Origin of the sequence: Streptomyces sp. NPDC005483 (genome assembly GCF_040606035.1) — a bacterium.
In the GTDB taxonomy this organism is placed as follows: Bacteria; Actinomycetota; Actinomycetes; order Streptomycetales; family Streptomycetaceae; genus Streptomyces.
In genome coordinates this window covers 84,468-109,492 of the sequence record NZ_JBEXEA010000018.1, presented here as the reverse complement: position 1 = coordinate 109,492, position 25,025 = coordinate 84,468, and the positions used below count along the sequence as shown (strand labels likewise).

Annotated in this window: 30 protein-coding genes and 1 tRNA gene; 20 read left to right on the top strand and 11 right to left on the bottom strand. The window is 69.2% G+C overall.

All coding sequences use genetic code 11. From position 1 onward, the window contains the following. The first annotated feature begins 10 nt into the window (after nt 1–10). Nucleotides 11–355, top strand: coding sequence for a hypothetical protein (locus ABZT06_RS31190; protein WP_355748302.1), 345 nt, complete (start codon nt 11–13; stop codon nt 353–355). A 16-nt stretch (nt 356–371) separates the two neighbouring features. Here ABZT06_RS31190 and ABZT06_RS31185 read toward each other — a convergent pair whose 3' ends face one another. Together ABZT06_RS31185 and ABZT06_RS31180 are read right to left on the bottom strand one after the other, a co-directional pair. Next, nucleotides 372–959 carry an isochorismatase family protein gene (locus tag ABZT06_RS31185; protein WP_355748299.1) on the bottom strand — a complete coding sequence of 196 codons (588 nt, stop codon included), beginning with the start codon at nt 957–959 and terminating at the stop codon, nt 372–374. A 98-nt stretch (nt 960–1,057) separates the two neighbouring features. Then, nucleotides 1,058–2,404: a nicotinate phosphoribosyltransferase gene (locus ABZT06_RS31180; RefSeq protein ID WP_355748296.1), complete on the bottom strand. Its 1,347-nt coding sequence runs from the start codon at nt 2,402–2,404 to the stop codon at nt 1,058–1,060. Nucleotides 2,405–2,462: 58 nt separating this feature from the next. Here ABZT06_RS31180 and clpS point away from each other — a divergent pair, with 58 nt between their 5' ends. The 7 genes from clpS (at nt 2,463) to ABZT06_RS31145 (ending at nt 7,212) form a co-directional block, all read left to right on the top strand. Continuing rightward, nucleotides 2,463–2,780 (top strand): ATP-dependent Clp protease adapter ClpS, encoded by a 318-nt coding sequence (clpS, locus tag ABZT06_RS31175; RefSeq protein ID WP_007382360.1) that lies wholly within the window; start codon nt 2,463–2,465, stop codon nt 2,778–2,780. A 12-nt stretch (nt 2,781–2,792) separates the two neighbouring features. Beyond that, nucleotides 2,793–3,395 (top strand): DUF2017 domain-containing protein, encoded by a 603-nt coding sequence (locus ABZT06_RS31170; protein WP_355748292.1) that lies wholly within the window; start codon nt 2,793–2,795, stop codon nt 3,393–3,395. Between the two features lie 322 nt (nt 3,396–3,717). Continuing rightward, the gene (locus ABZT06_RS31165; RefSeq protein ID WP_355748289.1) at nt 3,718–5,157 is read left to right on the top strand and encodes an amino acid permease; all 1,440 of its coding nucleotides are present in this window, start codon (nt 3,718–3,720) and stop codon (nt 5,155–5,157) included. Between the two features lie 69 nt (nt 5,158–5,226). After that, entirely contained in the window at nt 5,227–5,649 is a 423-nt protein-coding gene (locus ABZT06_RS31160; RefSeq protein WP_355748286.1) for a M67 family metallopeptidase, read from the top strand. Nucleotides 5,650–5,728: 79 nt separating this feature from the next. Continuing rightward, nucleotides 5,729–5,824, top strand: coding sequence for a putative leader peptide (locus tag ABZT06_RS31155; protein ID WP_319256640.1), 96 nt, complete (start codon nt 5,729–5,731; stop codon nt 5,822–5,824). A 152-nt stretch (nt 5,825–5,976) separates the two neighbouring features. After that, nucleotides 5,977–6,255: a MoaD/ThiS family protein gene (locus ABZT06_RS31150; RefSeq protein ID WP_007382355.1), complete on the top strand. Its 279-nt coding sequence runs from the start codon at nt 5,977–5,979 to the stop codon at nt 6,253–6,255. A gap of 6 nt (nt 6,256–6,261) precedes the next feature. After that, nucleotides 6,262–7,212: a cysteine synthase gene (locus ABZT06_RS31145; RefSeq protein ID WP_355748281.1), complete on the top strand. Its 951-nt coding sequence runs from the start codon at nt 6,262–6,264 to the stop codon at nt 7,210–7,212. A gap of 193 nt (nt 7,213–7,405) precedes the next feature. On the opposite strand, the gene ABZT06_RS31140 is transcribed toward ABZT06_RS31145, so the two are convergent. Further along, nucleotides 7,406–7,858, bottom strand: coding sequence for a type II toxin-antitoxin system PemK/MazF family toxin (locus ABZT06_RS31140; RefSeq protein WP_355748278.1), 453 nt, complete (start codon nt 7,856–7,858; stop codon nt 7,406–7,408). A gap of 234 nt (nt 7,859–8,092) precedes the next feature. On the opposite strand from ABZT06_RS31140, the gene ABZT06_RS31135 reads away from it, so the two are divergent. Further along, nucleotides 8,093–8,845: an MBL fold metallo-hydrolase gene (locus ABZT06_RS31135; protein WP_355748275.1), complete on the top strand. Its 753-nt coding sequence runs from the start codon at nt 8,093–8,095 to the stop codon at nt 8,843–8,845. 69 nt (nt 8,846–8,914) lie between these two features. Here ABZT06_RS31135 and ABZT06_RS31130 read toward each other — a convergent pair whose 3' ends face one another. Further along, on the bottom strand, nt 8,915–10,168 hold the full coding sequence (locus ABZT06_RS31130; RefSeq protein WP_355748273.1) for a PTS transporter subunit EIIC: 1,254 nt from the start codon (nt 10,166–10,168) through the stop codon (nt 8,915–8,917). Nucleotides 10,169–10,271: 103 nt separating this feature from the next. After that, entirely contained in the window at nt 10,272–11,564 is a 1,293-nt protein-coding gene (locus ABZT06_RS31125; RefSeq protein ID WP_355748270.1) for a PTS transporter subunit EIIC, read from the bottom strand. Nucleotides 11,565–11,672: 108 nt separating this feature from the next. On the opposite strand from ABZT06_RS31125, the gene ABZT06_RS31120 reads away from it, so the two are divergent. The 4 genes from ABZT06_RS31120 (at nt 11,673) to rdgB (ending at nt 13,865) form a co-directional block, all read left to right on the top strand. Further along, the gene (locus tag ABZT06_RS31120; protein ID WP_355748572.1) at nt 11,673–11,924 is read left to right on the top strand and encodes a PTS glucose/sucrose transporter subunit IIB; all 252 of its coding nucleotides are present in this window, start codon (nt 11,673–11,675) and stop codon (nt 11,922–11,924) included. A gap of 47 nt (nt 11,925–11,971) precedes the next feature. Then, the gene (gene rph, locus ABZT06_RS31115) at nt 11,972–12,709 is read left to right on the top strand and encodes a ribonuclease PH (RefSeq protein ID WP_355748267.1); all 738 of its coding nucleotides are present in this window, start codon (nt 11,972–11,974) and stop codon (nt 12,707–12,709) included. Nucleotides 12,710–12,855: 146 nt separating this feature from the next. Next, nucleotides 12,856–13,251 carry a hypothetical protein gene (locus ABZT06_RS31110; protein ID WP_355748264.1) on the top strand — a complete coding sequence of 132 codons (396 nt, stop codon included), beginning with the start codon at nt 12,856–12,858 and terminating at the stop codon, nt 13,249–13,251. A gap of 11 nt (nt 13,252–13,262) precedes the next feature. Next, nucleotides 13,263–13,865 carry an RdgB/HAM1 family non-canonical purine NTP pyrophosphatase gene (rdgB, locus tag ABZT06_RS31105; protein WP_355748261.1) on the top strand — a complete coding sequence of 201 codons (603 nt, stop codon included), beginning with the start codon at nt 13,263–13,265 and terminating at the stop codon, nt 13,863–13,865. A gap of 43 nt (nt 13,866–13,908) precedes the next feature. Here the strand turns inward: rdgB and ABZT06_RS31100 are convergent. The 3 genes from ABZT06_RS31100 to ABZT06_RS31090 form a co-directional block, all read right to left on the bottom strand. Then, a tRNA-Leu gene (locus ABZT06_RS31100) sits at nt 13,909–13,983 on the bottom strand. A 15-nt stretch (nt 13,984–13,998) separates the two neighbouring features. Next, entirely contained in the window at nt 13,999–14,673 is a 675-nt protein-coding gene (locus ABZT06_RS31095; protein ID WP_355748258.1) for an HNH endonuclease, read from the bottom strand. Beyond that, nucleotides 14,670–15,233, bottom strand: a complete 564-nt coding sequence (locus ABZT06_RS31090; RefSeq protein WP_355748256.1) for an HNH endonuclease signature motif containing protein — start codon at nt 15,231–15,233, stop codon at nt 14,670–14,672. The genes ABZT06_RS31095 and ABZT06_RS31090 overlap by 4 nt, the downstream gene beginning before the upstream one ends. Before the next feature lie 180 nt (nt 15,234–15,413). On the opposite strand from ABZT06_RS31090, the gene ABZT06_RS31085 reads away from it, so the two are divergent. Next, nucleotides 15,414–15,920, top strand: a complete 507-nt coding sequence (locus ABZT06_RS31085) for a GNAT family N-acetyltransferase (protein WP_355748253.1) — start codon at nt 15,414–15,416, stop codon at nt 15,918–15,920. Here ABZT06_RS31085 and bcp read toward each other — a convergent pair. Beyond that, nucleotides 15,901–16,368, bottom strand: coding sequence for a thioredoxin-dependent thiol peroxidase (bcp, locus tag ABZT06_RS31080; RefSeq protein WP_355748250.1), 468 nt, complete (start codon nt 16,366–16,368; stop codon nt 15,901–15,903). The genes ABZT06_RS31085 and bcp overlap by 20 nt on opposite strands. Before the next feature lie 93 nt (nt 16,369–16,461). Here bcp and ABZT06_RS31075 point away from each other — a divergent pair, with 93 nt between their 5' ends. Both ABZT06_RS31075 and ABZT06_RS31070 read left to right on the top strand, forming a co-directional pair. Beyond that, nucleotides 16,462–16,791, top strand: coding sequence for a DUF3618 domain-containing protein (locus ABZT06_RS31075; protein ID WP_355748247.1), 330 nt, complete (start codon nt 16,462–16,464; stop codon nt 16,789–16,791). Nucleotides 16,792–16,835: 44 nt separating this feature from the next. Continuing rightward, nucleotides 16,836–17,186, top strand: coding sequence for a co-chaperone GroES (locus tag ABZT06_RS31070; RefSeq protein WP_007382341.1), 351 nt, complete (start codon nt 16,836–16,838; stop codon nt 17,184–17,186). 71 nt (nt 17,187–17,257) lie between these two features. Here ABZT06_RS31070 and ABZT06_RS31065 read toward each other — a convergent pair whose 3' ends face one another. Further along, a complete protein-coding gene (locus ABZT06_RS31065) occupies nt 17,258–19,693 on the bottom strand; it encodes a transglycosylase domain-containing protein (RefSeq protein ID WP_355748243.1) in 2,436 nt (811 codons plus the stop codon). A gap of 203 nt (nt 19,694–19,896) precedes the next feature. On the opposite strand from ABZT06_RS31065, the gene ABZT06_RS31060 reads away from it, so the two are divergent. The 4 genes from ABZT06_RS31060 to ABZT06_RS31045 are packed head-to-tail and all read left to right on the top strand — an operon-like array spanning nt 19,897 to nt 23,256. After that, nucleotides 19,897–20,697, top strand: coding sequence for an ABC-2 family transporter protein (locus ABZT06_RS31060; protein ID WP_355748240.1), 801 nt, complete (start codon nt 19,897–19,899; stop codon nt 20,695–20,697). Further along, nucleotides 20,690–21,511 (top strand): ABC transporter permease, encoded by an 822-nt coding sequence (locus tag ABZT06_RS31055; RefSeq protein WP_355748238.1) that lies wholly within the window; start codon nt 20,690–20,692, stop codon nt 21,509–21,511. Before ABZT06_RS31060 ends, ABZT06_RS31055 begins: the two co-directional genes overlap by 8 nt. Nucleotides 21,512–21,525: 14 nt before the next feature. Further along, the gene (locus tag ABZT06_RS31050) at nt 21,526–22,521 is read left to right on the top strand and encodes an ATP-binding cassette domain-containing protein (protein WP_355748569.1); all 996 of its coding nucleotides are present in this window, start codon (nt 21,526–21,528) and stop codon (nt 22,519–22,521) included. A 33-nt stretch (nt 22,522–22,554) separates the two neighbouring features. Further along, on the top strand, nt 22,555–23,256 hold the full coding sequence (locus ABZT06_RS31045) for a DUF1707 domain-containing protein (RefSeq protein WP_355748236.1): 702 nt from the start codon (nt 22,555–22,557) through the stop codon (nt 23,254–23,256). A 144-nt stretch (nt 23,257–23,400) separates the two neighbouring features. On the opposite strand, the gene ABZT06_RS31040 is transcribed toward ABZT06_RS31045, so the two are convergent. Next, nucleotides 23,401–24,735, bottom strand: coding sequence for an SGNH/GDSL hydrolase family protein (locus ABZT06_RS31040; RefSeq protein WP_355748233.1), 1,335 nt, complete (start codon nt 24,733–24,735; stop codon nt 23,401–23,403). Nucleotides 24,736–25,025 lie beyond the last annotated feature (290 nt).

The following is a 25,025-nucleotide window of genomic DNA, read 5'->3' as shown; positions in this document are numbered from 1 at the left end:
GTATGACCGCATGGCCGCAGGAGGTTTCTGCAAGCTGCCGAACGGCAGGGTGGTGGTGGCGCTGAACCTGCCCCGCCCGCCCGCCGACGGCTACGGCAACGTGCGGGTACTCGTCCACGCCCACAACCGGGCGCGCGCCCTGACCAGGCTGCGCAACCTGGGGCTGCGCGCGGTGTACCTGCGCGGCAACGGCGCGCCCCCGACCCCGGACGAGATCACCGCCGTACTCCACCACCCGGACGGCCTGATATGGCGTACCGCCCCTGACAACGCTGTCGCGGGCGGTCCCGAGCTGGCCCAGGAGCTGTGGCATCCGATCAGGTCACTGCTGAGGAGGCCGACGGCACCGGTCTGAGGCCGCGTGCCCGTCCCTAGACGACGGGCTTCCCGGACAGCTCCACGCCCGCCCCTCGCAGCTCCTCGATCGCCCGCTCGGTCGTCGCCTCGGCGACCCCGGCGGTGAGGTCGAGGAGGACCTGCGTGCGGAAGCCCTCCCGGGCCGCGTCCAGCGCGGTGGCCCGTACGCAGTGGTCCGTGGCGATCCCGACCACGTCCACCTCCGAGACCTCCCGCGCCCGCAGCCAGTCGGCCAGCGTCACGCCGTTCTCGTCGGCGCCCTCGAAGCCGCTGTACGCCGCCGAGTACGCACCCTTGTCGAAGACCGCGTCGATCGCCCCGGAGGCGACGGCCGGCGCGAAGTTCGGGTGGAACCCCACCCCCTCGGTCCCGGCGACGCAGTGCGCGGGCCAGGAGTGCACGAAGTCGGGGTTGTCGGCGAAGTGGCCGCCGGGGGCGATGTGGTGGTCCCGGGTGGCCACCACGTGCTGGTAGCCGGAGCCCGCCGCCTGCCCGATCAGCTCGGTGACGGCGGCGGCCACATCGGCCCCTCCGGCCACCGCGAGACTGCCTCCCTCGCAGAAGTCGTTCTGCACGTCGACGACGATCAAGGCGCGGCGCATGGTGGGTGTCCTTCGACTAAGAGTGAACTTACGAGCCTAGAGACTTCGGGGGCCGTGCGGGAGGGGGCATCACGGGGCGCGTTGGGGACGACAGCCGACTAGCTACCCGTGCGCGCGTTGACATACTCCGTCGGAATGACCGGCTCCCCGCGCGAGAGCTGGGTCGCCGACAGCGGCAGGTTGGCCCGGGCGGCGGCATGCCGGTCCCGTACGACGTCCAGCGGCTCGCGTGCGACGACCTCGCCGCCCTTGACCAGCTCCACCAGCAGCTGCCGGTCCGTGAGCTCCGCCGGGACGGGCCCGGTGCCCACCACCTCGGCCTCCGCGAACCCCTCGGCGTCCAGCCGCCGGGCCGCCCACTTGCGGCCGCCGACCGAGGTCTTGCCCCCGGACGACTTCTTCGCGACCGGGATCAGCGGCGCCTTCGGGTCGTCGGACTCGGCGCGCGCGACCAGTTTGTAGACCATCGAGGCGGTCGGATGCCCGGAACCGGTCACCAACTGGGTGCCGACGCCGTACGCGTCCACCGGGGCCACGGCCAGCGAGGCGATGGCGTACTCGTCGAGGTCGGAGGTGACGATGATCCGCGTCCCCTTCGCGCCCAGCTCGTCCAGCTGCTGCCGCACCCGGTGCGCGACGAGGAGCAGGTCCCCGGAGTCGATGCGCACGGCCCCCAGCTCGGGCCCGGCGACCTCGACGGCCGCACGGACGGCCTCGGTGACGTCGTACGTGTCCACCAGCAGGGTGGTGTCGCGGCCCAGCGAGTCCACCTGGGCCTGGAAGGCGTCCCGCTCCTGGTCGTGCAGGAGGGTGAAGGCGTGGGCGGAGGTGCCCACCGTCGGGATGCCGTAGCGGAAACCGGCGGCGAGGTCGGAGGTGGTGGCGAAGCCGCCGACGTAGGCGGCGCGGGCGGCGGCCACGGCGGACAGCTCGTGGGTGCGGCGGGCACCCATCTCGATCAGCGGCCGGTCACCCGCGGCCGAGGACATCCGGGAGGCGGCCGCGGCTATCGCGGAGTCGTGGTTGAGGATCGACAGGATCACGGTCTCAAGGAGCACGCACTCGGCGAAGGAGCCCTCCACCCGCATGATCGGCGAGCCCGGGAAGTACACCTCGCCCTCCGGGTAGCCCCAGATGTCGCCGCTGAAGCGGTAGGAGGCCAGCCAGTCCAGGATCTCGTCGTCGACGATGGCGCGCTCGCGCAGGAAGCCGAGGACGTCCCCGTCGAAGCGGAAGTTCTCCACCGCGTCCAGGACCCGGCCGGTGCCCGCGACGACGCCGTAGCGCCGCCCGTCCGGCAGCCGCCGGGTGAAGACCTCGAAGACACTGCGCCGTTCGGCGGTACCCGCCTTCAGCGCGGCCTGAAGCATGGTCAGCTCGTACTGGTCCGTGAAGAGCGCCGTCGAGGGAACGTCCACCGGCAGCCCAAGGTCCGCTGTGTTCATAGCAACGGATGCTACCCCACTTCGCGTCAGTGTGACGATTTGTGGGGCGCGTGGCAGCATGGGCCGTGTGACGTCACCCGCTCCCGTAGAGATCGAACGCACCGAGTCGGCGGAAGAGGTCTTCGCCGTCCCCGAGCCGGACGTCCCCTGGGTCACGATCGTCCACAACGACCCGGTCAACCTCATGAGCTACGTGACCTACGTCTTTCAGACGTACTTCGGCTACTCGAAGGACAAGGCCACCAAACTGATGCTCGACGTCCACCACAAGGGCCGGGCGGTCGTCTCCAGCGGATCCCGCGAGGAGATGGAACGCGATGTGCAGGCCATGCACGGCTACGGTCTGTGGGCCACCCTCCAGCAGGACCGGAAGTAGCGACGATCCCTGATGCCCGGAACCTTTGAACCGCTCCCCGGCGGCGGCGCGGCCGTCGCCCTCGACGACGTCGAGATCTCCATCATCCGGTCGCTGGCCGTCCAGCTCCTGGAACTCATCGGCCCGGGGCCCGCGGAGGACGCCTCCGACGACCCGCTGGCCGAGCTCTTCGCGGACGGCCCGAGCCAGCCGCCGTCCGACCCGGTGCTCAAGCGGCTCTTCCCGGACGCCTACAGCGACCCCGAGGGCACTCCCCAGGCCGAGGAGGCCGAGGAACAGCGGGCGTACTCCTCGGAGTTCCGCCGCTACACCGAGAACGACCTGCGGGCCGGCAAGCGCGAGAACGCCCTCGCGGTGGTCCGCTCCCTGGACGCGCTGCGCTCCGGGGGCGACGGCGGGGCCGTCCTCAAGCTGTCGACCGGTGAGTCCCAGCAGTGGCTCGGTGCCCTCAACGACCTGCGGCTCGCGATCGGCTCCCGCCTCGACATCACCGACGAGGAGGACACCGACCTCCTCTACCGGCTGCCGGACGAGGACCCCCGTAAGCCGATGGTGATGGCGTACCTGTGGCTGGGCGGGCTCCAGGAGACCCTCGTGACCACCCTTATGCCGTGAGATGTGACGGTTCTGTGTTCGCTCAGAGGACGCTCAAATCCGGATAACGATCACGTCACCGTGATGGCCGCATATGCCCATCGAGGGTGCTTTTTGTCCGCTTCTTCCTGTGGTCCGCGCCACATCCCGCCCCGGTGATCACTGTGGCGACCGTGATAAATCTGCACGACCGCCCGGCGAACACCACCCGCATGTTCCGCCGGGTGCGCCACCGAGCCGGCAACCGCCGGCCAGGCACCACTCCATCAATCCGGGGGGATCGAAACCCGATCCGAGGCCGACGAGAGGCCCGGTTCGGCATGGAGAAAGGCGCACCACACACATGACCTCCGCTCAGGTCGACAAAGGCTCAGGCCCGGAGAAGACCACCGAAGAGGGGTACGAGCGCGGACTCGGCAGCCGCCAGGTCCAGATGATCGCGATCGGCGGCGCCATCGGCGTCGGCCTCTTCCTCAACGCCGGGGCGAACATCGCCAAGGCCGGTCCGAGCCTCATCCTCATGTACGCCGTCGCCGGCGTGATCATCTTCTTCATCATGCGGGCCCTCGGCGAGCTGCTGCTCTACCGTCCGGTCTCGGGCTCCTTCGCGGAGTACTCCCGCGAATTCCTCGGCCCGTTCTTCGGCTACTTCACCGGCTGGACGTACTGGCTGCTGTGGGTCGTCACCGGTATGGCGGAACTCACCGCCGCCGCGATCTACGTCAACTACTGGTTCCCGGCCGTCCCGCAGTGGACGACGGCCCTGGTCTTCCTGGTCGTCCTGTTCGTGGCCAACCTGATCTCGGTGAAGCTGTTCGGCGAGATCGAGTTCTGGTTCTCGATGATCAAGGTCACCGCCCTGATCGGCATGATCGTGATCGGCCTCGGCGTCCTCACCTTCGGCTTCAGCGCGGCCGGCGACACCGCCGCGGTCTCCAACCTCTGGGCCTTCGACGGGTTCTTCCCCAAGGGCGTCGGCTCGTCCCTGATGACCCTGCAGGGCGTCATGTTCGCCTACCTCGCCGTCGAGCTGGTCGGCGTCACCGCCGGTGAGTCGGAGAACCCCGAGAAGACCCTCCCCAAGGCGATCAACACCCTGCCCTGGCGCATCGGCCTCTTCTACGTCGGCGCCCTCACCGTCATCCTGTGCGTGGTCAAGTGGACCGAGTTCGCGGCCGGCGTCAGCCCCTTCGTGAAGGCATTCGCCGTGATCGGCATCCCGGCGGGCGCCGGCATCGTGAACTTCGTCGTCCTCACCGCGGCCCTGTCCTCCTGCAACTCCGGCATGTACTCCACGGGCCGCATGCTGCGCACCCTGGCCGACAGCGGAGAGGCCCCGCAGGCCTTCAACAAGCTCTCCGTCACGCGCACCCCGGCGCTGGCCATCACCGTCTCCGTGTTCTTCATGGGCATCGGTGTGGTGCTGAACTACGTCGTGCCCGAGAAGGCCTTCGGATACGTCGTCTCGGTCGCGACCGCCGCGGGCATCTGGACGTGGCTGATGATCCTGGTCAGCCATGTGCGCTACCGCCGCGAGGTCGTGGCGGGCCGACTGCCCGCCTCGCCCTTCCCGGCCCCGGGCGGCTCGGTCGGCAGCTGGATCGCGATCGTGTTCCTGCTCTTCGTGACCTGCCTGATCGCGTACGACGCCGAGTCCCGCGTCTGCCTGTACGTGATGGCCGGATGGGCCGCCGCGCTGGGGATCGGCTGGGCCGTCCTGAAGACCCGCAACCCCGAGATCGCGGACCGGCGGGAGCCGGAGTTCGAGAAGGTCGGGGGCTAGCCGGTCCGGCATGTGGGCCGTTCCGTACCGATCCCCGGTACGGGGCGGCCCTCTGCTTATCCTTTCGGCATGCTGACCATCACCCAGGCCCTCGTCGACCAGATCGTCGCGCACGCGCGCAAGGACCACCCCGACGAGGCGTGCGGAGTCGTCGCGGGACCGGCCGGGTCCGACCGCCCCGAGCGTTTCATCCCGATGCTCAACGCCGCCATGTCGCCCACGTTCTACGAGTTCGACTCCGGCGACCTGCTCAGGCTGTACCGCGAGATGGACGATCGCGACGAGGAGCCCGTGGTCATCTACCACTCCCACACCGCGACCGAGGCCTACCCGTCCCGCACGGACATCTCCTACGCCAACGAACCCGGCGCCCACTACGTCCTTGTCTCCACCGCCGACACCGACGGCCTCGGCGACTTCCAGTTCCGCTCGTACCGGATCGTGGAGGGCGAGGTCACGGAGGAGGAGGTCACGGTCGTCACGGCCTACTGATCTCACGTTTCGGTCGCAATCCATCCAGCATGCGAGATCACACTCCGGAACCCGCACTGGGAATCGATACGATGACCCCATGGTTTCTTACGACGTGAGCGAGAAGACGCCGGGCGCCCTGCTCGTGGCGCGGCTGCACGTCGACCTGTGCAGGCTCGCCAGCGCCATCTGTTGACGCTGCCCCTGCCGCCGTTAGGCCGTGAGCCGGTGGGGGCACCGCCCGCGCGAGCGAAGCCGAGCGTGGGGAAGCTCCAGACACGCACGACCTGCTGTTCCAGCGCTGCCGCGCGCCACCGACCAGACACCATCCGACAGGAGCCCTGAGCCATGGCCATCGAGGTCCGCATCCCGACCATCCTCCGCACCTACACCGACGGCCAGAAGGCGGTGGAGGGCAACGGGAACACCCTCGCCGAGCTCTTCGCCGACCTGGAGACCCGGCATGCGGGCGTCCAGGCCCGCATCGTGGACGGCGGTGAGCTGCGCCGCTTCGTCAACGTCTACCTGAACGACGAGGACGTCCGGTTCCTCGACGGCATCAACACCAAGCTCACCGACGGCGACAACGTCACGATCCTGCCGGCCGTGGCCGGCGGTATGGCCTGATCGTCGATGCGTTACGACTCCCCGCTGGCCGCGGTGGGCAACACCCCTCTGGTGCGCCTGCCGCGGCTCTCGCCGTCCGCCGACGTACGCATCTGGGCCAAGCTCGAGGACCGCAACCCGACCGGTTCGGTCAAGGACCGCCCCGCCCTGCACATGATCGAGCAGGCGGAGAAGGACGGCCGCCTCACGCCCGGCTGCACCATCCTCGAGCCCACCTCCGGCAACACCGGCATCTCTCTGGCCATGGCCGCGAAGCTCAAGGGCTACCGGATCGTGTGCGTGATGCCCGAGAACACCTCGCAGGAACGCCGGGACCTGCTCGCCATGTGGGGCGCCGAGATCATCTCGTCCCCCGCCGCGGGCGGCTCCAACACCGCCGTACGGGTCGCCAAGGAGCTGTCCGCCGAGCACCCCGACTGGGTGATGCTCTACCAGTACGGCAACCCCGACAACGCGGGCGCCCACTACGCCGGCACCGGCCCGGAGATCCTCGCCGACCTCCCCTCGATCACCCACTTCGTCGCCGGCCTCGGCACCACCGGCACCCTGATGGGCGTCGGCCGCTACCTGCGCGAGCACAAGCCGGACGTGAAGATCGTCGCCGCCGAACCGCGCTACGACGACCTGGTGTACGGGCTCAGGAACCTGGACGAGGGCTTCGTACCCGAGCTGTACGACGCGTCCGTGCTGACCACCCGCTTCTCGGTCGGCTCCGCCGACGCGGTCACCCGCACCCGCGAGCTCCTCCAGCAGGAGGGCATCTTCGCGGGCGTCTCCACCGGCGCCGCCCTGCACGCGGCGATCGGCGTCGGCAACAAGGCGGTCAAGGCGGGGGAGTCCGCCGACATCGCCTTCGTCGTGGCGGACGGCGGCTGGAAGTACCTCTCGACGGGCGTCTACACGGCGGCCACCACCGAGGAAGCGATCGAGACCTTGCAGGGCCAGCTCTGGGCCTGACCTTCCGCTAGGGCCTGTCTTTTGGATCAGGTCGGCTTGGAGGGACGGCTCCTCCTAGCCGAGTCGAGCGGGGTCTGGTGCGTGCAGCTGCAAGGCGGAGGAGGGCGGCGACGCGGAGCGTCGGCAACCGACGACAACGCGGCAGATGTGCGTGCCAGACCCCGCGACGCCGAGCTGATCCGAAAGACAGGCCCTAGGTCGCCAGGTGACGGACCTGGTCCCACAGGACCGGGTCCACCACCCCCGCCTTCCGCCGGAAATCCCCCACCAGTACCTCCCGCAGCTCGCCCGTCTCCAGGAAGCTCGCGCGCCCCTGAGCGTCGCCCACCGAGCCCGGAGGCAACGGGATCACTCCCACCCGCTCGTCGTGGTACTTGCTGGTGATCTTCGCGACGGTGGCCCGCTTGCCGCGCACCGCCAGCACGAGACACGGCCGGTCCTTGGCACCCGGTCCGTCCTCGAACGGCACCTGCGCCCACCAGATCTCGGCGGGCCGCGGCCGCACCCCCGCCGTACGCCCGGACGGCCGAGTCGTACGGTCCGCACGTCCCCGGGGCCGATGCCCTCGCCCCCACCCGTCCACGAGCGTCGCGACCAGCGCGAGCAACATCACCGCCGCGAGCGCGAGCCACCAGGACGTGTCCATGAGGAGGACGTTACCGGCGCGCGAACTGCCCCGCGCGCCCTCTGTTGAACCCGTGATTCCTCTCTCACTCCCTACGCGCCCCAGGTCCAGCCGAACCGGTGACACCACAGGTGAGTTCGCCCACAACAGCCCTTGGCGGAGGAGCGACCGGAGGTTTTGCGCCTTACGCTCGACGGACCGCACGACCCCCGTCTCCGTCCCAGAAAAGTTCCCGCCAGCGGAGGTTTCTGTTTTATGAAGCTCACCGTCGTCGGCTGCTCGGGGTCGTTCCCGTCCGCGGAATCGGCCTGCTCGAGCTACCTCGTCGAGGCCGACGGCTTCCGGCTGCTTCTCGACATGGGCAACGGTGCCCTTGGCGAGCTGCAGCGCCACTGCGGTCTCTACGACCTCGACGCGATCTTCCTCAGCCATCTGCACGCCGACCACTGCATCGACATGTGCGCGTACTTCGTCGCGCGCTACTACCGCCACGACGGCGGCCGCTGCGACCCCCTCCCGGTCTACGGCCCCGAAGGCACCGAACACCGTCTGACCACGGCCTACGCCGACACCCCCACCGCCTCCTCCATGAGCGAGGTCTTCGACTTCCACACGGTCAAGCCGTCCACCTTCGACATCGGCCCGTTCACGGTCCACACCGAACGCGTGGCGCACCCGGTCGAGGCGTACGGCATCCGGATCGAGCACGGCGGCAAGTCGCTGACCTACTCCGGCGACACGGGTCTCAGCCCCGCCCTGACCGAACTCGCCCGCGACACCGACCTGTTCCTGTGCGAGGCCGCCTTCACGCACGGTAAGGAGAACATCCCCGACGTGCACCTCAACGGCCGCGAGGCGGGTGAGACGGCGACCCGGGCAGGCGCCCGCCGCCTGGTCCTCACCCACATCCCCCCGTGGACCGACCCCCAGGTCAACCTCACCGACGCGCGCGCCATGTTCGACGGCCCGGTGTCCTTGGCGACGCCGAGGGTGTCGTACGAGATCTAGCGCCCACGACGCGAGAGGCCCCCGGAGAGGTTCAAGTCTCCGGGGGCCTCGTCGTACGTCAGCCGGCTGTCACGCCTTGGTGAGGTCCTCGATCTCCTCCTCGGGCTCGCGGCCCGGGGTGGGGAGGTTGAACTTGACGATGGCGAAGCGGAAGACGGCGTAATAGATGGCGCCGAAGACCAGGCCGATCGGGATGATCAGCCAGGGCTTCGTGGCCAGGTTCCAGTTCAGCCCGTAGTCGATGGCGCCCGCGGAGAAGGTGAAGCCCGCGTGGACGCCCAGCGCCCAGGTCACCGCCATGGATAGTGCGGTCAGGACCGCGTGGATCGCGTAGAGCACCGGCGCGATGAACATGAACGAGAACTCGATCGGCTCGGTCACACCCGTCACGAAGGAGGTCAGCGCGAGCGAGATCATCATGCCCATCACGGCCTTGCGGCGCTCGGGACGGGCGGAGTGGGCGATCGCGATCGCGGCGGCCGGCAGACCGAACATCATGATCGGGAAGAACCCGGACATGAACTGACCGGCGGTCGGGTCACCGGCGAAGAAGCGGGTCAGGTCGCCGTGGACGACGGCGCCCGAGGCGTTCTTGAAGTCGCCGATCTGGAACCAGGCGACGGAGTTCACGAACTGGTGCATGCCGATGGGGATCAGCGCGCGGTTGATCAGACCGAACAGCCCCGCGCCGAAGGCGCCGAGACCGGTCATCCACTCACCGAAGTTGGAGATGACCTCACCGATCGGCTCCCAGACCAGACCGAAGAAGACGCCCATGAGGGTGCCGACGAAGGCCATGATGATCGGCACCAGGCGGCGGCCGTTGAAGAAGCCCAGCCAGTCCACCAGCTTGGTGCGGTGGAAGCGCTGCCACAGCACGGCCGACAGCAGCCCCATCAGAATGCCGCCGAGGACACCGGGGTTGTTGTAGGTCGCGGCTATGTCCGCGCCGGCCTGGACCTTCGCCTCGGTGACCGGGAACGCCTTGAGGACGTTGCTGTACACCAGGAAGCCGACCACGGCGGCCAGCGCGGTGGAGCCGTCGGACTTCTTGGCGAAGCCGATCGCGACACCGATGCAGAACAGCAGCGGCAGGTTGTCGAAGATCGCGCCACCGGCGGTGGCGAACACGGACGCGACCTTGTCCCAGCCGAAGCCGTCCTTGCCGAACACATCGGGCTGGCCGAACCGGAGCAGCAGCCCCGCCGCCGGCAACACGGCGATCGGGAGCTGCAGGCTGCGGCCGACCTTCTGCAGGCCCTGGAAAAGGCCCGATCCCCGCTTCTTCGGGGGCGCCGCCGAGGGCGCAGTGGCGGTGCTCATAACGCTTCCTCCATCGGGTGGTGGTCTACACCACTCAGTGGTGTAGACCTGTTGTACACGATGGGGGCGTTATAAGGAACCCGTCAGTTCCGCAACCGGAGGACTACACCCCGGTGACGTCCTCGATCTCCTCCTCCGGCTCCCGGCCGGGCGTCTCGAGGTCGAACTTCGTGATCGCGAACCGGAAGATCACGTAGTAGACGGCCGCGAAACACAGGCCGATCGGGATGATGGCCCAAGGCTTCGTCGCCAGGTTCCAGTTGATGACGTAGTCGATGAGACCGGCCGAGAAGCTGAAGCCGTCATGCACCCCGAGCCCCCACGTCACCGCCATCGACACACCCGTCAGCACCGCGTGCACCGCGTACAGCAGCGGCGCGACGAACAGGAACGAGTACTCGATCGGCTCCGTGATCCCCGTCACGAACGAGGTCAGGGTCACCGAGAGCATCAGCCCGCCGACCTCCTTGCGACGGGCCGGCATCGCGCAGTGCGTGATCGCCAACGCCGCCGCCGGCAGCGCGAACATCATGATCGGGAAGAACCCCGAGGTGAACTGCCCCGCGTTCGGATCGCCCGCCAGGAACATGTTGATGTCACCGTGCACCTCGGTCCCGTCCGGCTTGGTGTACGTCCCGAACTGGAACCAGATGGGCACGTTCAGGAACTGGTGCAGCCCGATCACCAGCAGCGCCCGGTTGGCGACACCGAACAGCCCCGAACCCCACGCGCCCGCGTCGCTCAGCCAGTCGCTGAAGCTCTCCAGACCGTCACCGATCGGCGGCCACACCCACAGACACAGCGCCGCGAAGCCGATCCCGACGAACGCCATGATGATCGGCACGAGCCGGCGGCCGTTGAAGAACCCGAGCCAGTCCACCAGCTTGGTGCGGTGGTACCGCTGCCAGAAGAACGCCGTCAGCAGTCCCATCACGATGCCGCCGAACACCCCCGGGTTCTGGTACGTGAACGCCACCACCGTCTGGTCCACCGTCGCCTGGCACCCGATGCCCTGCACGGCCTTCGCCCCGCTCGGACAGTCGTCCGGGAACTGCCTCAACACCGAGTAGTAGACGAGGAATCCGGCCACCGCCGCCAGCGCCGTCGACCCGTCCGACTTCTTCGCCATCCCGATCGCCACACCCACACAGAACAGCAGCGGCAGCCCCAGCTGACCGTCGAGCAGCGCCCCGCCCGCGCCCGCCATCACCTTGGAGACGTTCGTCCAGCCAAGACCGTCGGCCCCGAACACGTCCGGCTGGCCGAGCCGGGTGAGGATGCCCGCGGCCGGCAGTACGGCGATGGGCAGTTGCAGACTGCGGCCCATCTTCTGCAGTCCCTGGAACGCGGAGTGCCAACGCCGGCGTGCAGGTGAGATCTCCGTCTCTGAACTCATCAGTTGGCGACCGCCTGTCGGGTGGTGTAGACCAGTCACGGACGATTGCTTGCTGTGACGTCATCTTTCGGTACGCACAGCGCGATCGCCCGCGAAGTTCGGCCGACCGTGCATGAGGAGAAGGACATGGCCACCAAGGCAGAGAAGATCGTCGCCGGACTCGGCGGCATCGGAAACATCGACGAGATCGAGGGCTGCATCACGCGCCTGCGCACCGAGGTCCACGACGCGGCCCTCGTCGACGAAGCCGCCCTCAAGGCCGCCGGCGCCCACGGCGTCGTCAAGATGGGCACCGCCATCCAGGTCGTCATCGGAACCGACGCCGACCCCATCGCCGCGGAGATCGAGGACATGATGTGAACTGAGCGCGCGGAACGCTCACCCGGGAGGCCGATAGGCTCGGCGCCATGTCTCGAATCGACGGCCGCACCCCCGAACAACTCCGCCCGGTCACCATCGAACGCGGCTGGAGCAAGCACGCCGAGGGCTCCGTCCTCGTCTCCTTCGGCGACACGAAGGTCTTCTGCACCGCCTCCGTCACCGAAGGCGTCCCCCGCTGGCGCAAGGGCAGCGGCGAGGGCTGGGTGACCGCCGAGTACTCCATGCTGCCCCGCGCCACCAACACCCGCGGCGACCGCGAGTCCGTCCGCGGCAAGATCGGCGGCCGCACGCACGAGATCAGCCGCCTCATCGGCCGCTCCCTGCGCGCGGTCATCGACTACAAGGCGCTCGGCGAGAACACCATCGTCCTCGACTGCGACGTCCTCCAGGCCGACGGCGGCACCCGCACCGCCGCCATCACCGGCGCCTACGTCGCCCTCGCCGACGCCGTCGCCTGGGCCCAGGGCAAGAAGCTGATCAAGGCCGGCCGCCAGCCGCTCACCGGAACCGTGAGCGCCGTCTCCGTCGGCATCGTCGGCGGCGTCCCGCTCCTCGACCTCCGCTACGAGGAGGACGTGAAGGCCGACACCGACATGAACGTCGTCTGCACCGGCGACGGCCGCTTCGTCGAGGTCCAGGGCACCGCCGAGGCCGAGCCCTTCGCCCGCGACGAACTCAACTCCCTCCTCGACCTCGCCGTCCTCGGCTGCTCCGAACTCGCCGCCCTGCAGAGCAAGGCGCTCGACACAGTCCTCGAAAGGTAAAGGGACCGCCAAGAACGGTGGCCGGCGCGCGCAACCCGACCGACCGCCCCGGCGTCTACGGGAGTACGGGCGCCCGCTGTGCACAACGGGCGCCCGGCCAGTCAACGGGGGCCTCCTGAGGCCTGCCCCAGGGAGGGAACAGATCCATGGCCGCGAGCCGACGCCGCCGTACCACCATCGCCGCCGCGGTGGCCGCCGTAGGACTCACGGTCGGCCTCACCACCGGCTGCGACGCCGTCAGCAAGGCACTGGACTGCGTCCAGACCGCCGAGGCCGTCGCCGACAGCGTCACCGACCTCCAGCAGGCCGTGGAGAACGCGTCGAACGACCCCACCCAGATCGACGAGGCCCTCACCTCCATCGACCAGAACCTCGACGAGATCGGCGACAAGACCGACAACGCCGACGTCAACCAGGCGGTCGACGACCTCAGTACGGCCGTGACCAACGTCCGTACGGCGGTCAGGAGCGGCGACGAGACCCCGGATCTGAGCCCCATCACCGACGCGGCCGGCGAACTGACCAAGGTCTGCACGCCGTAATACTGGTGGGCATGACCCGCCTGATCCTCGCCACCCGCAACGCCGGCAAAATCACCGAGCTCCACGCGATCCTCGCCGACGCAGGTCTGCCGTTCGACCTCGTCGGCGCGGACGCGTACCCCGAGATCCCCGACGTCAAGGAAACCGGCGTGACCTTCGCCGAGAACGCCTTGCTGAAGGCCCACGCCCTGGCCCAGGCAACCGGCCTCCCCGCCGTGGCCGACGACTCGGGCCTCTGCGTGGACGTCCTCAACGGCGCCCCCGGCATCTTCTCGGCCCGCTGGGCAGGCAAGCACGGAGACGACAAGGCCAACCTGGCGTTGCTCCTGGCCCAGCTCTCCGACATCGCCGACGAACACCGCGGCGCCCACTTCGCCTGCGCGGCGGCCCTGGCCCTCCCGGACGGCACGGAGCGAGTGGTCGAGGGCCAACTACGAGGCACCCTCCGCCACACCCCCGCAGGCACGAACGGCTTCGGCTACGACCCCATCCTCCAGCCGGACGGCGACACCCGAACCTGCGCCGAACTCACGGCGGATGAGAAGAACGCGATCAGCCACCGGGGGCAGGCGTTCCGGGCGCTGGTGCCGGTGGTGCGGGAGTTGTTGGGCTGATCCTCAGGGGCGCCTCACCTGCTGGTGCGGCGCCCCTGAAAGGTGGGCCCGGTGGGACTCGAACCCACGACACACCGGACCTAAACCGGCGCCCTCTGGCCAGCTGGGGTACGGGCCCGCAGCGCTGCCTACTCTACTGGGCGCTGCGGATCGCTCGTCGCCCTCCTCTGCACCACGTACTGGTGATCGCATGGCAGTTGGGACACAGCAACCGCAGGTTCTCCCCCCGGTCGTCGCTCCAGTCCCCGTTGATGTGATCGACCTCCAGCGTCATGGGCTTGCCCAACCATTCAGGGCCAACCCCGCACGTGGCGCATTCCTCAGCAACTCCGACGTTGCGGAGCGCGCGGCGCAGTATCGAAGCGCTTGTTCGATGTCTTCCGTCATGGTGCTGGACCAGAACCTCCTCAGGTCGTTTGGCAGTGGCGCTCGGCTTGCCCCGCTGGTGGGCTTGTCCCACGAAGTGCGAGGTGTCGAGGCCGTCCTCGGCGGCCCATTGGAGGAACAGTGTGCGGAACTGGCCGCTGCAGGGCTTGCCCAGCGTGCGGAGAGCGCCTGCGATGGACGTCGTCTCGTCGACAGCGCGCCGCAGCTCGTCCCGTGCTGGTTTGGGAGGTGGTACCGCGGCACGGGTTCGACGCGGGAAGTGTGAGATGTCGATGCCGAAGCGCGCGAACCGTTTGTACAAATGGCGGCGAAGATTGCGGTAGGGCTGAGTACCGAAGAAGGCGATGACCTCGTCGATGTCGGAACACCGGGCCGCCGCCTCCATCAGCCGCTCGCGGGTGTAGTGCGTACCGTTGGTCATGCGGCGCGCCCCTTGCCGCGACCCCGGTAACTATCCGTCGTCGAGTGGCAGTTGGGGCACAGCAGCCGCAGGTTTCCGATGCGATTGTTCCGCCAGTTGCCGTCGATGTGGTCGACCTCCAGAGGGAGCGGCTCCCCGAGCCACACGCCCTCGACCCCACACAGGGCGCATCGCTCATCCACCCCCTCCTCGCGCATCGCTCGCTTCAGGCGGCTGCTCGGTACCCGCCGGGCATCGGCCGATGTGTCCTCGACGAGGATCTCCTGGGCGGTCCGGCGTCGCTGGTTGTACCGCTGCCGCTCCGTACGAACCACCAGCGAGAAGTGGGAGGTGTCGATGCCGTGGGCCTTGATGCGCCGCGAGATGTTCGTGTGGTGGCCGCCGACCACCCCCAGCCCGAGCCGCCGTAGGACCTCGTTGACGCTTGTCGACACGGCGACCACTGGTTCAAGGACTTCTCTCGTCCACTTGGTGCCCTCTCGCTCGAAGTGCGAGACGTCCACTCCCAGCTTCTTCATCCGCTCGTGCACATGCCGGCGCTTCCAGCTCTTGGGCTCCACCCCCAACCTTCCGAGCGCCTCCGACAACGTCCGAGCCCCCCGAGCCGCCTCCTCCAGCCGCTCCTTGGTGTACGCGCTTGCCCCATCGAACCCCCTCCGTTCTCGGCCACACGTTCGCGACCTCGTACGGAGTAACGAACCGCTTATCGGACAGTCACGCCCGTCGTGTAAACCTCAGGCATGAACGCGGAACTGGATCTCCGAACAGCGACCCCCGCCGATCGCCCCGCCCTCGAGCGTCTCTGGCTCATGTTCAAGCACGACATGTCCGAGTTCGTCGGCGGAGTGCCGAACCCCGACGGGAGTTTCCGCAGGGAGCGGCTGGAGGCTGCCTTTTCCGGGGTGGGGGACTGGGCGCCGTATGTGATCGGTCTCGGGGACCGGCCCGTCGGGTTCGTCTTCGTGCGGGGGCTCGCCGGGCCCACTTACGTGCTCAACAGCTTCTTCGTGGTGCGGGGCATGCGGCGTACCGGGGTCGGGCTGTGGGCCGTGCGCGAGGTGGTGGCGCGGCACCCGGGGGCGTGGGAGGTCGCGTTTCAGGAGACCAACGTGCGGGCTGTGCGGTTCTGGCGACGGGTCGCAGAGGAGATCGCGCCCGGAGCGTGGACCGAGGAGCGCAGGCCGGTGCCGGAGCGGCCCGACCTGGCTCCCGACTGCTGGATCTCGTTCAGATGCCCAGGTCCTTGATGATCTTCGCCACGTGGCCCGTGGCCCGGACGTTGTACAGGGCGCGTTCGACCTTGCCCTCCTCGTCCACGATGATCGTGGAGCGGATGACGCCCATGTAGGTCTTGCCGTAGTTCTTCTTCTCGCCGTAGGCCGCGTAGGCCTCGGTCACGGTCTTCTCCGGGTCGGCCAGCAGCGTGATCTTCAGGGATTCCTTCTCGCGGAACTTCGCCAGTTTCTCCGGGGCGTCCGGGGAGATGCCGATGACGTCGTAGCCCGCGCCGGCCAGCACCTCCAGGTTGTCGGTGAAGTCGCAGGCCTGCTTCGTGCAGCCGGGGGTAAGGGCGGCCGGGTAGAAGTAGACGATGACCTTGCGGCCCTTGTGGTCCGACAGGGACACGTCGTTGCCGTCGGCGTCGGGCAGGGTGAAGGCGGGGGCCACGTCCCCGGGCTGGAGTCGCTCGCTCATTGGGTCAGCGTAACCGGGGGTCCTGACCGTGCGGCGGCGGACGGAACTGACAGACTGTCCAGGACAAGCAGAAGCGACCCCGGAGGCTCTACCGTGGCGGACACGTCGGACATCAGAACCCCGGCGCAGATCGAGGCGGACATCAAGCGCCGCCGCGACGTGCTGGCCGAGACGCTCGACGAGATCGGGGTGCGGGTGCACCCGAAGACGATCGTCGGCGACGCCAAGGCAAAAGTCGTCTCCAACATCGACCACACGCTCGGGCGGGCGTACGTCGCGGTCAACAAGACCGTCACGGACGTGAAAGCCCAGTTCGTGGACGAGGACGGGGCTCCTCGCCTGGAGCGTGTCGTGCCCGTCGCCCTCGTCGCCGTGGGACTCGTGGGGCTGCTCGCCCTGGGGACCCGGCGCCGCAGGGGCTGACCCGGCCGCGTACCCGGGCACCGAAGACAGGTAGGTTCAGTGGCGTGAGCGCGAAGAGAAACGACACCCCGCAGGACAAGCTGCCCATCCGGATGCTGCACGACCGCGTACTGGTGCGGCAGGAGAACGGCGAGGGCGAGCGGCGTTCGGGCGGCGGCATCCTCATTCCCGCCACCGCGGCCGTCGGGCGCCGGCTGGCCTGGGCCGAGGTCGTCGCCGTGGGGCAGAACGTACGGACCGTGGAGCCGGGGGACCGGGTGCTGTACGACCCGGAGGACCGGGCCGAGGTCGAGGTGCGCGGGACCGGTTACGTCCTCATGCGTGAGCGTGATCTGCACGCCGTGGCGGCCGACCGGTTCGAGGGCTCCGAGGACTCGACCGGCCTGTACCTGTAGAGGCGCCTTTGCAGTGCGGGAAGGGGCCGGTGACTGTCGTCACCGGCCCCTTCCGCCGTGTCGCGGGGTGATCACTCCCGTCTGGACGTGCTCACCAGGCCGGCGCCCTCCGTCGTCGCCCCGCCGCTCGGTGTGTCTCCGGTGGTTCCCCCGGTCGGGTCGCCCGTCGTGCCGCCGTCGGTGGTGGTGCCGCCGTTCGTGGTGCCTCCCGTGGTCCCGCCGGTTGTCGTGCCGCCGTCGGTCGTGCCGCCGCCGGTGGTGGTGTCCCCGGTCGTGCCGCCCGTCGTGGTGTCGCCGCCGGTCGTGGTCGTACCGCCGTTGTCCTGGCCCTGGGTCTGCCCCTGGGTCTGGCCCTGGCCTCCGGTGTCCTGGCCGCCGGTGGTGTCGCCCGTGGTGCCGCCGTCGTCCTGGCCGCCCGTGCTCGGGTCGACGGGGGCCTGGCTGCTCGGGGCCTGCTCCTCGGCGCCCGCCTGGAGTTCGAGGTCGAAGTCGCCGGCCGGCTTCCCCTTGAGGGCGGCCTTGGTGTACTGCGCCCAGATCTCGGCGGGCGGTCCGCCGCCGTTGACGCGCTGCAGGCCCATCGCGCCGTACAGCGACTTGTGCGCGGCGGTCACCGGGTCCTGGCCCATGACGGAGACGACCGTGGCGAGGTCGGGGGTGTAGCCGGCGAACCAGGCCGCGGTGTCCTCCTCGGCGGTGCCGGTCTTGCCCGCGGCGGGGCGGTCGGCGCCCTGGGCCGCGGTGGCGGTGCCGTTCTCGACGACGCTCTGCAGGACCGAGGTGGTGGTGTCGGCGGCCTCGCGGCTGACGGCCTGCTTCGTCTTCTGCCGGGGCAGCTCGACGGTCTCCGCGTTGCCCTTGGTGATCTTGTCGATCATCGTGTACGTGCCGTGCCGGCCGTGGTTGGCGAGGGTGGCGTAGGCCTCCGCCATGTCGAGGACGCTCGCGGTGTTCACGCCGAGCGCGATGGACGGGGACGCCGTCAGGTCCGGAGTGTCGGAGGGGATGCCGAGGTCGATCGCGGTCTGCTTGACCTTGTCGGAGCCGACGTCGACGGCCATCTGCGCGTACACCGAGTTGACGGACTTGTCGGTGGCCTCGCGGACGGTGATCTCGCCGTAGGAGCCCTGGTCCTCGTTCTCCGGGGCGTAGGAGCCGCCGTTCCAGCCCACGACCGGGCGCTTGTTGGTGCCGTCGTAGTAGGTGTTCGGGGTGATGGTCTGGCCGTCCTGCGTCTCGGAGTCGTTCTGGACGGCCGAGGCGAACACGATGGGCTTGAAGATGGAGCCGACCTGGAAGTCGCCGCGGGTCGCGCCGTTCGTGTACTGCTTGACGTAGTCGACGCCGCCGTACATCGCGACGACCTTGCCGGTCTTGGGGTCGATGGAGGCGCCGCCCGCGCGGACGTAGTTGTCGGCCTTGTTGTTCTTCTTGTCGAGCTTCTTCATCACCTGGTCGTTGACCGCCTTCACGAAGGCGTTCTGCTTGCCCTTCTGCAGGGTGGTGGTGATGCGGTAGCCGCCGGCCGCCAACTGGTCCTTGGTGAGGATCTTGTTGTCGAGGATGTAGTCCTCGACCGCGTCCCGGATGTATCCGCGCTGCCCGGACAGGCCGGTGGAGAGGGTCTGCTCCTTGGGCATCGGGAACTTCAGGCCGGTGCGCGCGGACTGGGCGAGCCAGCCCTTCTTGACCATGCCGTCCAGGACGTAGTTCCAGCGGGCCTGGGCCGCCGCCTTGTTCTCGGGGTGGGCGACGACGTCGTACTCGCTGGGCGCGTTGACCAGCGCGGCGAGGTAGGCGGCGCGGGCCGGGTCGAGGTCGACGGCGTCGATGCCGTAGTAGGCCTGGGCGGCGGCCTGGATGCCGTAGGCGTTGCGGCCGAAGTAGCTGGTGTTGAGGTAGCCCTCGAGGATCTGGTCCTTGGACTTCTCGCGGTCCAGCTTGATCGAGATGAAGAACTCCTTGGCCTTGCGGGTGACGGTCTGTTCCTGGGCCAGGTAGTAGTTCTTCACGTACTGCTGGGTGATCGTCGAGCCGGACTGCTTGCCCTTGCCGGTGGCGGTGTTCCAGCCGGCGCGCAGCATGGCCTTCGGGTCGATCGCGGACTCCGAGTAGAAGTCGCGGTCCTCGGCGGCCAGTACGGCGTGCTGGGCGTCCTTGGAGATCTGTGCGAGGGAGACGTTCTCGCGGTTGACCTCGCCGTCGCGGGCGAGCTGGCTGCCGTCGGCGTAGAGGAAGACGTTGGACTGCTTCATGGCGAGGGCGTTGGCCGGCGGGATGTTGACCATGGAGTAGCCGAGGAAGAACAGGCCGGCCAGGGCGACCAGTCCGAGGACGAAGGTGACCAGCACCATGCGCCAGGTCGGGATCGCCCGTCGCCAGCCGGTGCGCCTGGGCCGCTTGGCCTTCTCCTTCGCGTCGGGCTTCTTCCCGTCGGGCTCTTCAGACGCGTGTGGGTCTCTCGGTTCCCAGCCCTCGGTCGTCGGCTGCTGCGGCTGGTCGCTCATCTCGTGCACGGACTCCTGTTTCGCCTCGTACGTTCCCGTACGACCTCGTACGCCTTCTGTGTCCTCTGTTGAAGACTCTCGCACCTCGCGTTCCGTTCCCGGATATGGCGCGTGTCTCGCCCGGGAAATGGGTGGCCCGCCCCGTCACCTGCGCACTAGGCTCCTGCGCTTCGGTGTTCGGCGGGCCGAGGAGGGCTGTTGATGTGGGTTCCTGGCGGTTGTACGCGGCCGTCGCGGCAGGCGGATTCCGACGATACGCGACATATCGTGCGGCCACGTTCGCGGGGGTGTTCACCAACACCGTCTTCGGTGTGATCCTCGTCTACACGTACCTCGCGCTGTGGGACGAGAAGCCTCATCTGGGGGGCTACGACCAGGCGCAGGCGGTCACCTATGTGTGGCTGGGGCAGTGCCTCTACTCGACGCTGGCCATCCAGGGCGGCGGCGCCGAGAAGGACGTGATCGAGCGGATCCGCACGGGTGAGATCGCGGTCGATCTGTACCGGCCGGCCGATCTCCAACTGTGGTGGCTGGCGAGCGACTTGGGCCGTTCGCTGTTCCAGCTGATCGGACGCGGGGTGATCCCCTTCGTCTTCGGCGCGCTGTTCTTCCCGATGGCCCTGCCCACCGACGTCACGTCCTGGGCGGCGCTGTTCGTGGCGCTGCTGCTCGCGATGGTGGTCAGCTTCGGGATCCGCTACCTCGCGGCGCTGAGCGTGTTCTGGCTGATGGACGGCATGGGCATCATGCAGGGCGTGATGATCACGGGCGTCTTCTGCTCGGGCATAGTGTTTCCGCTCAACGCCTTCCCCGGGGTGCTCGGCGACCTCGTGCGGGCGCTGCCGTGGGCGGCGCAGCTCCAGATGCCGGCGGACGTGCTGATGGGGGAGACCGATCCGCTCGGGGCGTACGCCTTCCAGGCGACGTGGGCGGTGGTGCTGCTGGGGGCCGGGCGGCTGCTGCAGTCGGCGGCGACGCGGCGGGTGGTGGTGCAGGGTGGCTGAGACGTCCCGCCTGGGCGAGGGCGCGCGGGCCTACCGGCTGATCGCGGGCATGTGGATCCGGTCCGCCATGACCTACCGCACCTCCTTCGTCGTCACGATGTGCGCCAACCTGGTGATGACCGGCCTGGACTTCGCCGGGATCCTGCTGATGTTCTCGCAGGTCGACTCGCTCGGCGGCTGGCGGCTGCCCGAGATCGCCTTCCTCTACGGCCTCTCGGTGACCGCCTTCGGGATCGCCGACCTGGTGCTCGGCTCGATGGACGTGCTGGGCTCCCGGATCCGGGACGGCTCCTTCGACATCCTGCTGGTGCGGCCGGCGCCGGTGCTCGCGCAGATCGGCGCGGACCGTTTCGCGGTGCGCCGCCTGGGCCGGATCACCCAGGGCACGGTGGTGCTGGTCTGGGCGCTGGCCTCGGTGGACGTCGACTGGAGTCCGGCGAAGGTACTGCTGGTGCCGGTGATGGTGGCCAGCGGCGCGGTGATCTTCTGCGCGGTGTTCGTGGCGGGCGCGGCCTTCCAGATCTTCGCGCAGGACGCGAGTGAGGTGCAGAACGCGTTCACGTACGGCGGTACGACCCTGCTGCAGTACCCGCCGACCGTGTTCGGGAAGGACTTCGTGCGCGGGGTGACGTTCATGCTGCCCCTCGCCTTCGTCAACTGGGTGCCGGCCTCCTATGTGCTGGGCAGGCCGTACCCGCTGGATCTGCCGCGGTGGGCGGCCTTCACCTCACCGCTGGTGGCGGTGGCGTGCTGTGCGCTGGCCGGGCTCGCGTGGCGGGCGGGGCTCGGGTCGTATCGGAGTACGGGGAGTTAGTGGTGGACGTGGGCATGGACGTGGCGACGGACCGGGCGGCGGACGCCTTCATCGAACTGGACCGCGTCGAGAAGGTCTTCGACGTGCGCAAGAAGACCGGCTTCCTGAAACGGGAGCGGCGCCAGGTGCGGGCGGTCGACTCGATCTCCTTCACCGTGGCGCGCGGCGAGATGGTCGGGTACATCGGGCCGAACGGCGCGGGCAAGTCGACGACGATCAAGATGCTGACGGGCATCCTGACGCCGAGCGGCGGGCGCCTGCGGGTGGCGGGCATCGACCCGTCCCGGGAGAGGACGAAGCTCGCCCACCGCATCGGCGTGGTCTTCGGCCAGCGCACGACCCTGTGGTGGGACCTCCCGCTGATCGACTCCTACCAGCTGATGCACCGCATGTACCGCATCCCGGACGCCCGGTACCGCGAGAACCTCGACCGTTGTGTCGAACTCCTCGAACTGGCCGACCTGTTGGACGTCCCCGTACGCCAACTGTCCCTGGGGCAGCGCATGCGGGGCGACATCGCGGCGGCCCTGCTGCACGACCCCGAGGTGCTGTACCTGGACGAGCCGACCATCGGACTCGACGTCATCTCCAAGGCCAAGGTGCGGGGATTCCTGCGGGAGTTGAACACCGAACGCGGCACCACGGTGCTGCTGACCACCCACGACCTCCAGGACATCGAGCAGCTCTGCTCGCGCGTGATGGTCATCGACCACGGCCGCCTGATGTACGACGGCCCGCTCGCCGGCCTCCACGAGGTGGGCGAGAGCGAGCGCACGCTGGTGGTGGACCTGGAGCGGGAGGTGCCGCCGATCGAGGTGGCTCCCGCGCGCGTGGTGAAGGTGGAAGGGCCGCGCCAGTGGCTGGCGTTCCCGGCGTCCGAGTCGGCGGCGGCGCTGGTGGCCCGGGTCGCGGCGGAGTACCCGTTGGTCGACCTGTCGGTGCGGGAGCCGGACATCGAGGCGGTGATCGCGAAAATGTACGCGGGGGAAGCGGAGAAAGCGGTGTCGTAGCCGTGGGGGGAGGTAACTCGTAGGCTGCCTCGTATGACGGAAGAACTCCCGGAGCTGCGTGCTGCCGACGCCGATCGTGAGCGAGTCGCCGAGGTCCTGCGGGACGCCCTCGCGGAGGGGCGGCTCGACATGGAGGAGTTCGAGGAGCGGCTGGACGCGACGTACAAGGCGCGGACCTACGGGGAACTCGCGCCGATCACCCGGGACCTGCCGGTCGGCCAGGTGGCCGCTCCCAGGGTCGACATGGTGAAGCGGCCCGAGCCGGACGGGAGTTGGGCGTCCCGGATCGTCGGCGGCGAGGGCTCCTCCGCGTGGGCCGTGGCCGTGATGTCCGGGTTCCAGCGCAAGGGGCGGTGGACCGTGCCCCGGCGCTTCAACTGCTTCGCCTTCTGGGGCGGTGGGGAGATCGACCTGCGGGAGGCGAACTTCGCCGGCGGCGAGGTCGAGATCAGCTGTGTCGCGATCATGGGCGGGATGCAGGTGATCGTGCCGCCCGGGGTCGAGGTCGTGGTGCGCGGGATCGGGATCATGGGCGGGTTCGACCACAACGAAGAAGGCGTCCCGGGGGAGCCGGGCGCTCCGCGCGTGGTCGTGACCGGGTTCGCGTTCTGGGGCGGGGTCGGGGTCGAGCGGAAGGTCACGCGGGCCGAGCGGCAGCGGATCCGTGAGGAGCGGCGGCAGGAGCGGGTGGAGCGGAGGACGGCGGCCCGGGAGCTGCGTCGGGGGCGGGACTGAGCGGCCGGTGGGCGGGTTCAGGTTCGTCGTGGCTGGTCGCGCAGTTCCCCGCGCCCCCAAACGCGTGGGTGCAGCCAGGCGTGCCTCAACTGCACCCACCCAGGGGCGCGGGGAACTGCGCGACCAGCCCCCACCGGCCCGCACTCACAAGCGCGCCGCCGTCGACCCCTTCAGGTACGCCAGCTCGAAGGAAGCCGCCATCCGCTCGTACCCGCTGTCGTTCGGGTGGAGCGCGTCCCCCGAGTCGTACGCGGGCCGCAGCCGCAGCGGGTCGTACGGATCCCGCAGCGCCCGGTCGAAGTCGACCACCGCGTCGTAGACCGTGCCCGACCGGATCGCCGCGTTGACGGTCTGGCGGACACCCTCCCGGGCATCGTTCCAGGTGACGCGCTCGCCGACCGGCATCAGTGTCGCGCCGACGACCTTGATGCCGCGGGCGTGGGCCTGGCGGACCAGGTCGCGCAGCCCGGCGAGGAGCGTGCCGGAGTCGACGGTGCCCGGGGTGCGGAGGATGTCGTTGATGCCGAGGTCGATGACGACGATCTTGACGTTGGGGCGGTCGAGCACGTCCCGCTTGAAGCGGCGGATGCCGGCCTGGTTCTCCATCGGGCGGCCCCGGGCGTCCGCGAGGACCCGGTTGCCGCCGATCCCCTCGTTGACGACGCTGTAGCGGGGCAGATCCCGGCCGGCGGCGAGCGCGGTGCGCAGGCGCCGGTTCAGGTAGTCCGGCCAGCGGGCGTTCGCGTTGACGGTGGAGTTCTTGCCGTCGGTCAGCGAGTCACCGAAGGCGACCACCGTGCCGTCGGCCTCGGCGCTGAGCACGTCCAGCGCGGTGAGATACCGCCAGTGGTCGACCTGCTCCGTGTACCCCGTCCCGGTCTCGTCCCCGGTGAGGTCGCCCTCGCCGGCGTACGAGGTCTGCCGGGCCGTGGGGTGGTAGGTGACCGGGCCCGACAGGCTGGGGGAGTAGGTGGTGACGAGGACGTCGCTGCCCGCGGGGACGGCCAGGGCGACGGCGTCGCTGAGGGCCTGCGAGCCCGCGGCGATGACGACCGTGGTGCTGCCGCCGAAGGTGAGCCGCCGCGTGGTCCCCACCTCCGCCGCGGGGGTCGCCGTGCCGGCGGCGAGGGCGAGGGACGCGTGGGTGATGGTCAGCGCGGTCCGGCCGTAGAGATTGGACAGCGTGATACGGGCACTCGTACCGCCGACGCTGGTGTGGACGACGTTGCGGACGGAGCGGCCGGTCATGCCCTCGGTCCCGGTGCCGGGCTCCGCGCCGACCGGGGAGGCGGACCAGGTGCCGACCCAGACTCCGGCGGAGGCGGGTGCGGCGGAGGGACGGGCGGGCCGGGAACCGGACAGCGAGGTCCGGTCCGTGGTGCCGTTGCCGGCCGCCGCTCCGACGTAGATGGCGGTGGACAGGGCCACGATCACTGCGACGATCGTGGCGAGCAGGGCGTAACCATGACGCCGAGTCATGTGGTGCTGTTCTCCTAGGGCGATGGGAGCCCGAGGCTCCGATCTGATGAACCCATGATGAGGCATAAATCCGGGGAGAAGTGACCAGACCCCTCCGGTTCCCTCGTCCGGACCGCCGCCGGGAACTCCTGTTCTGCTTCGGGAGTCCGTCAGGAAGGGACAATGTGTGAGGGATCACCGAACGGGTGGAGCGGATGGAACGCACGAAACCTGAGGGAGCGGGACCGTCGGGGACGGGACCGTCCGACGCCGAGCGGCAGGCCCGGGAGGACGGGGCCGTGACGTCCGCG

Excerpts from the sequence above, each read along its gene's own strand:
- ABZT06_RS31130 (WP_355748273.1), bottom strand. The coding sequence starts at position 10,168 with ATGAGCACCGCCACTGCGCCCTCGGCGGCGCCCCCGAAGAAGCGGGGA.
- ABZT06_RS31145 (WP_355748281.1), top strand. The coding sequence starts at position 6,262 with ATGCGTTACGACTCCCCGCTGGCCGCGGTGGGCAACACCCCTCTGGTG.
- ABZT06_RS31045 (WP_355748236.1), top strand. The coding sequence starts at position 22,555 with ATGACGGAAGAACTCCCGGAGCTGCGTGCTGCCGACGCCGATCGTGAG.
- ABZT06_RS31190 (WP_355748302.1), top strand. The coding sequence starts at position 11 with ATGGCCGCAGGAGGTTTCTGCAAGCTGCCGAACGGCAGGGTGGTGGTG.
- ABZT06_RS31140 (WP_355748278.1), bottom strand. The coding sequence starts at position 7,858 with ATGGACACGTCCTGGTGGCTCGCGCTCGCGGCGGTGATGTTGCTCGCG.
- bcp (WP_355748250.1), bottom strand. The coding sequence starts at position 16,368 with ATGAGCGAGCGACTCCAGCCCGGGGACGTGGCCCCCGCCTTCACCCTG.
- ABZT06_RS31170 (WP_355748292.1), top strand. The coding sequence starts at position 2,793 with ATGCCCGGAACCTTTGAACCGCTCCCCGGCGGCGGCGCGGCCGTCGCC.
- ABZT06_RS31110 (WP_355748264.1), top strand. The coding sequence starts at position 12,856 with ATGGCCGCGAGCCGACGCCGCCGTACCACCATCGCCGCCGCGGTGGCC.
- rph (WP_355748267.1), top strand. The coding sequence starts at position 11,972 with ATGTCTCGAATCGACGGCCGCACCCCCGAACAACTCCGCCCGGTCACC.
- ABZT06_RS31040 (WP_355748233.1), bottom strand. The coding sequence starts at position 24,735 with ATGACTCGGCGTCATGGTTACGCCCTGCTCGCCACGATCGTCGCAGTG.
- ABZT06_RS31125 (WP_355748270.1), bottom strand. The coding sequence starts at position 11,564 with ATGAGTTCAGAGACGGAGATCTCACCTGCACGCCGGCGTTGGCACTCC.
- ABZT06_RS31185 (WP_355748299.1), bottom strand. The coding sequence starts at position 959 with ATGCGCCGCGCCTTGATCGTCGTCGACGTGCAGAACGACTTCTGCGAG.
- ABZT06_RS31160 (WP_355748286.1), top strand. The coding sequence starts at position 5,227 with ATGCTGACCATCACCCAGGCCCTCGTCGACCAGATCGTCGCGCACGCG.
- ABZT06_RS31165 (WP_355748289.1), top strand. The coding sequence starts at position 3,718 with ATGACCTCCGCTCAGGTCGACAAAGGCTCAGGCCCGGAGAAGACCACC.
- rdgB (WP_355748261.1), top strand. The coding sequence starts at position 13,263 with ATGACCCGCCTGATCCTCGCCACCCGCAACGCCGGCAAAATCACCGAG.
- ABZT06_RS31095 (WP_355748258.1), bottom strand. The coding sequence starts at position 14,673 with ATGACCAACGGTACGCACTACACCCGCGAGCGGCTGATGGAGGCGGCG.
- ABZT06_RS31150 (WP_007382355.1), top strand. The coding sequence starts at position 5,977 with ATGGCCATCGAGGTCCGCATCCCGACCATCCTCCGCACCTACACCGAC.
- ABZT06_RS31155 (WP_319256640.1), top strand. The coding sequence starts at position 5,729 with ATGGTTTCTTACGACGTGAGCGAGAAGACGCCGGGCGCCCTGCTCGTG.
- ABZT06_RS31180 (WP_355748296.1), bottom strand. The coding sequence starts at position 2,404 with ATGAACACAGCGGACCTTGGGCTGCCGGTGGACGTTCCCTCGACGGCG.
- ABZT06_RS31050 (WP_355748569.1), top strand. The coding sequence starts at position 21,526 with ATGGACGTGGCGACGGACCGGGCGGCGGACGCCTTCATCGAACTGGAC.
- ABZT06_RS31065 (WP_355748243.1), bottom strand. The coding sequence starts at position 19,693 with ATGAGCGACCAGCCGCAGCAGCCGACGACCGAGGGCTGGGAACCGAGA.
- clpS (WP_007382360.1), top strand. The coding sequence starts at position 2,463 with ATGGGCCGTGTGACGTCACCCGCTCCCGTAGAGATCGAACGCACCGAG.
- ABZT06_RS31085 (WP_355748253.1), top strand. The coding sequence starts at position 15,414 with ATGAACGCGGAACTGGATCTCCGAACAGCGACCCCCGCCGATCGCCCC.
- ABZT06_RS31135 (WP_355748275.1), top strand. The coding sequence starts at position 8,093 with ATGAAGCTCACCGTCGTCGGCTGCTCGGGGTCGTTCCCGTCCGCGGAA.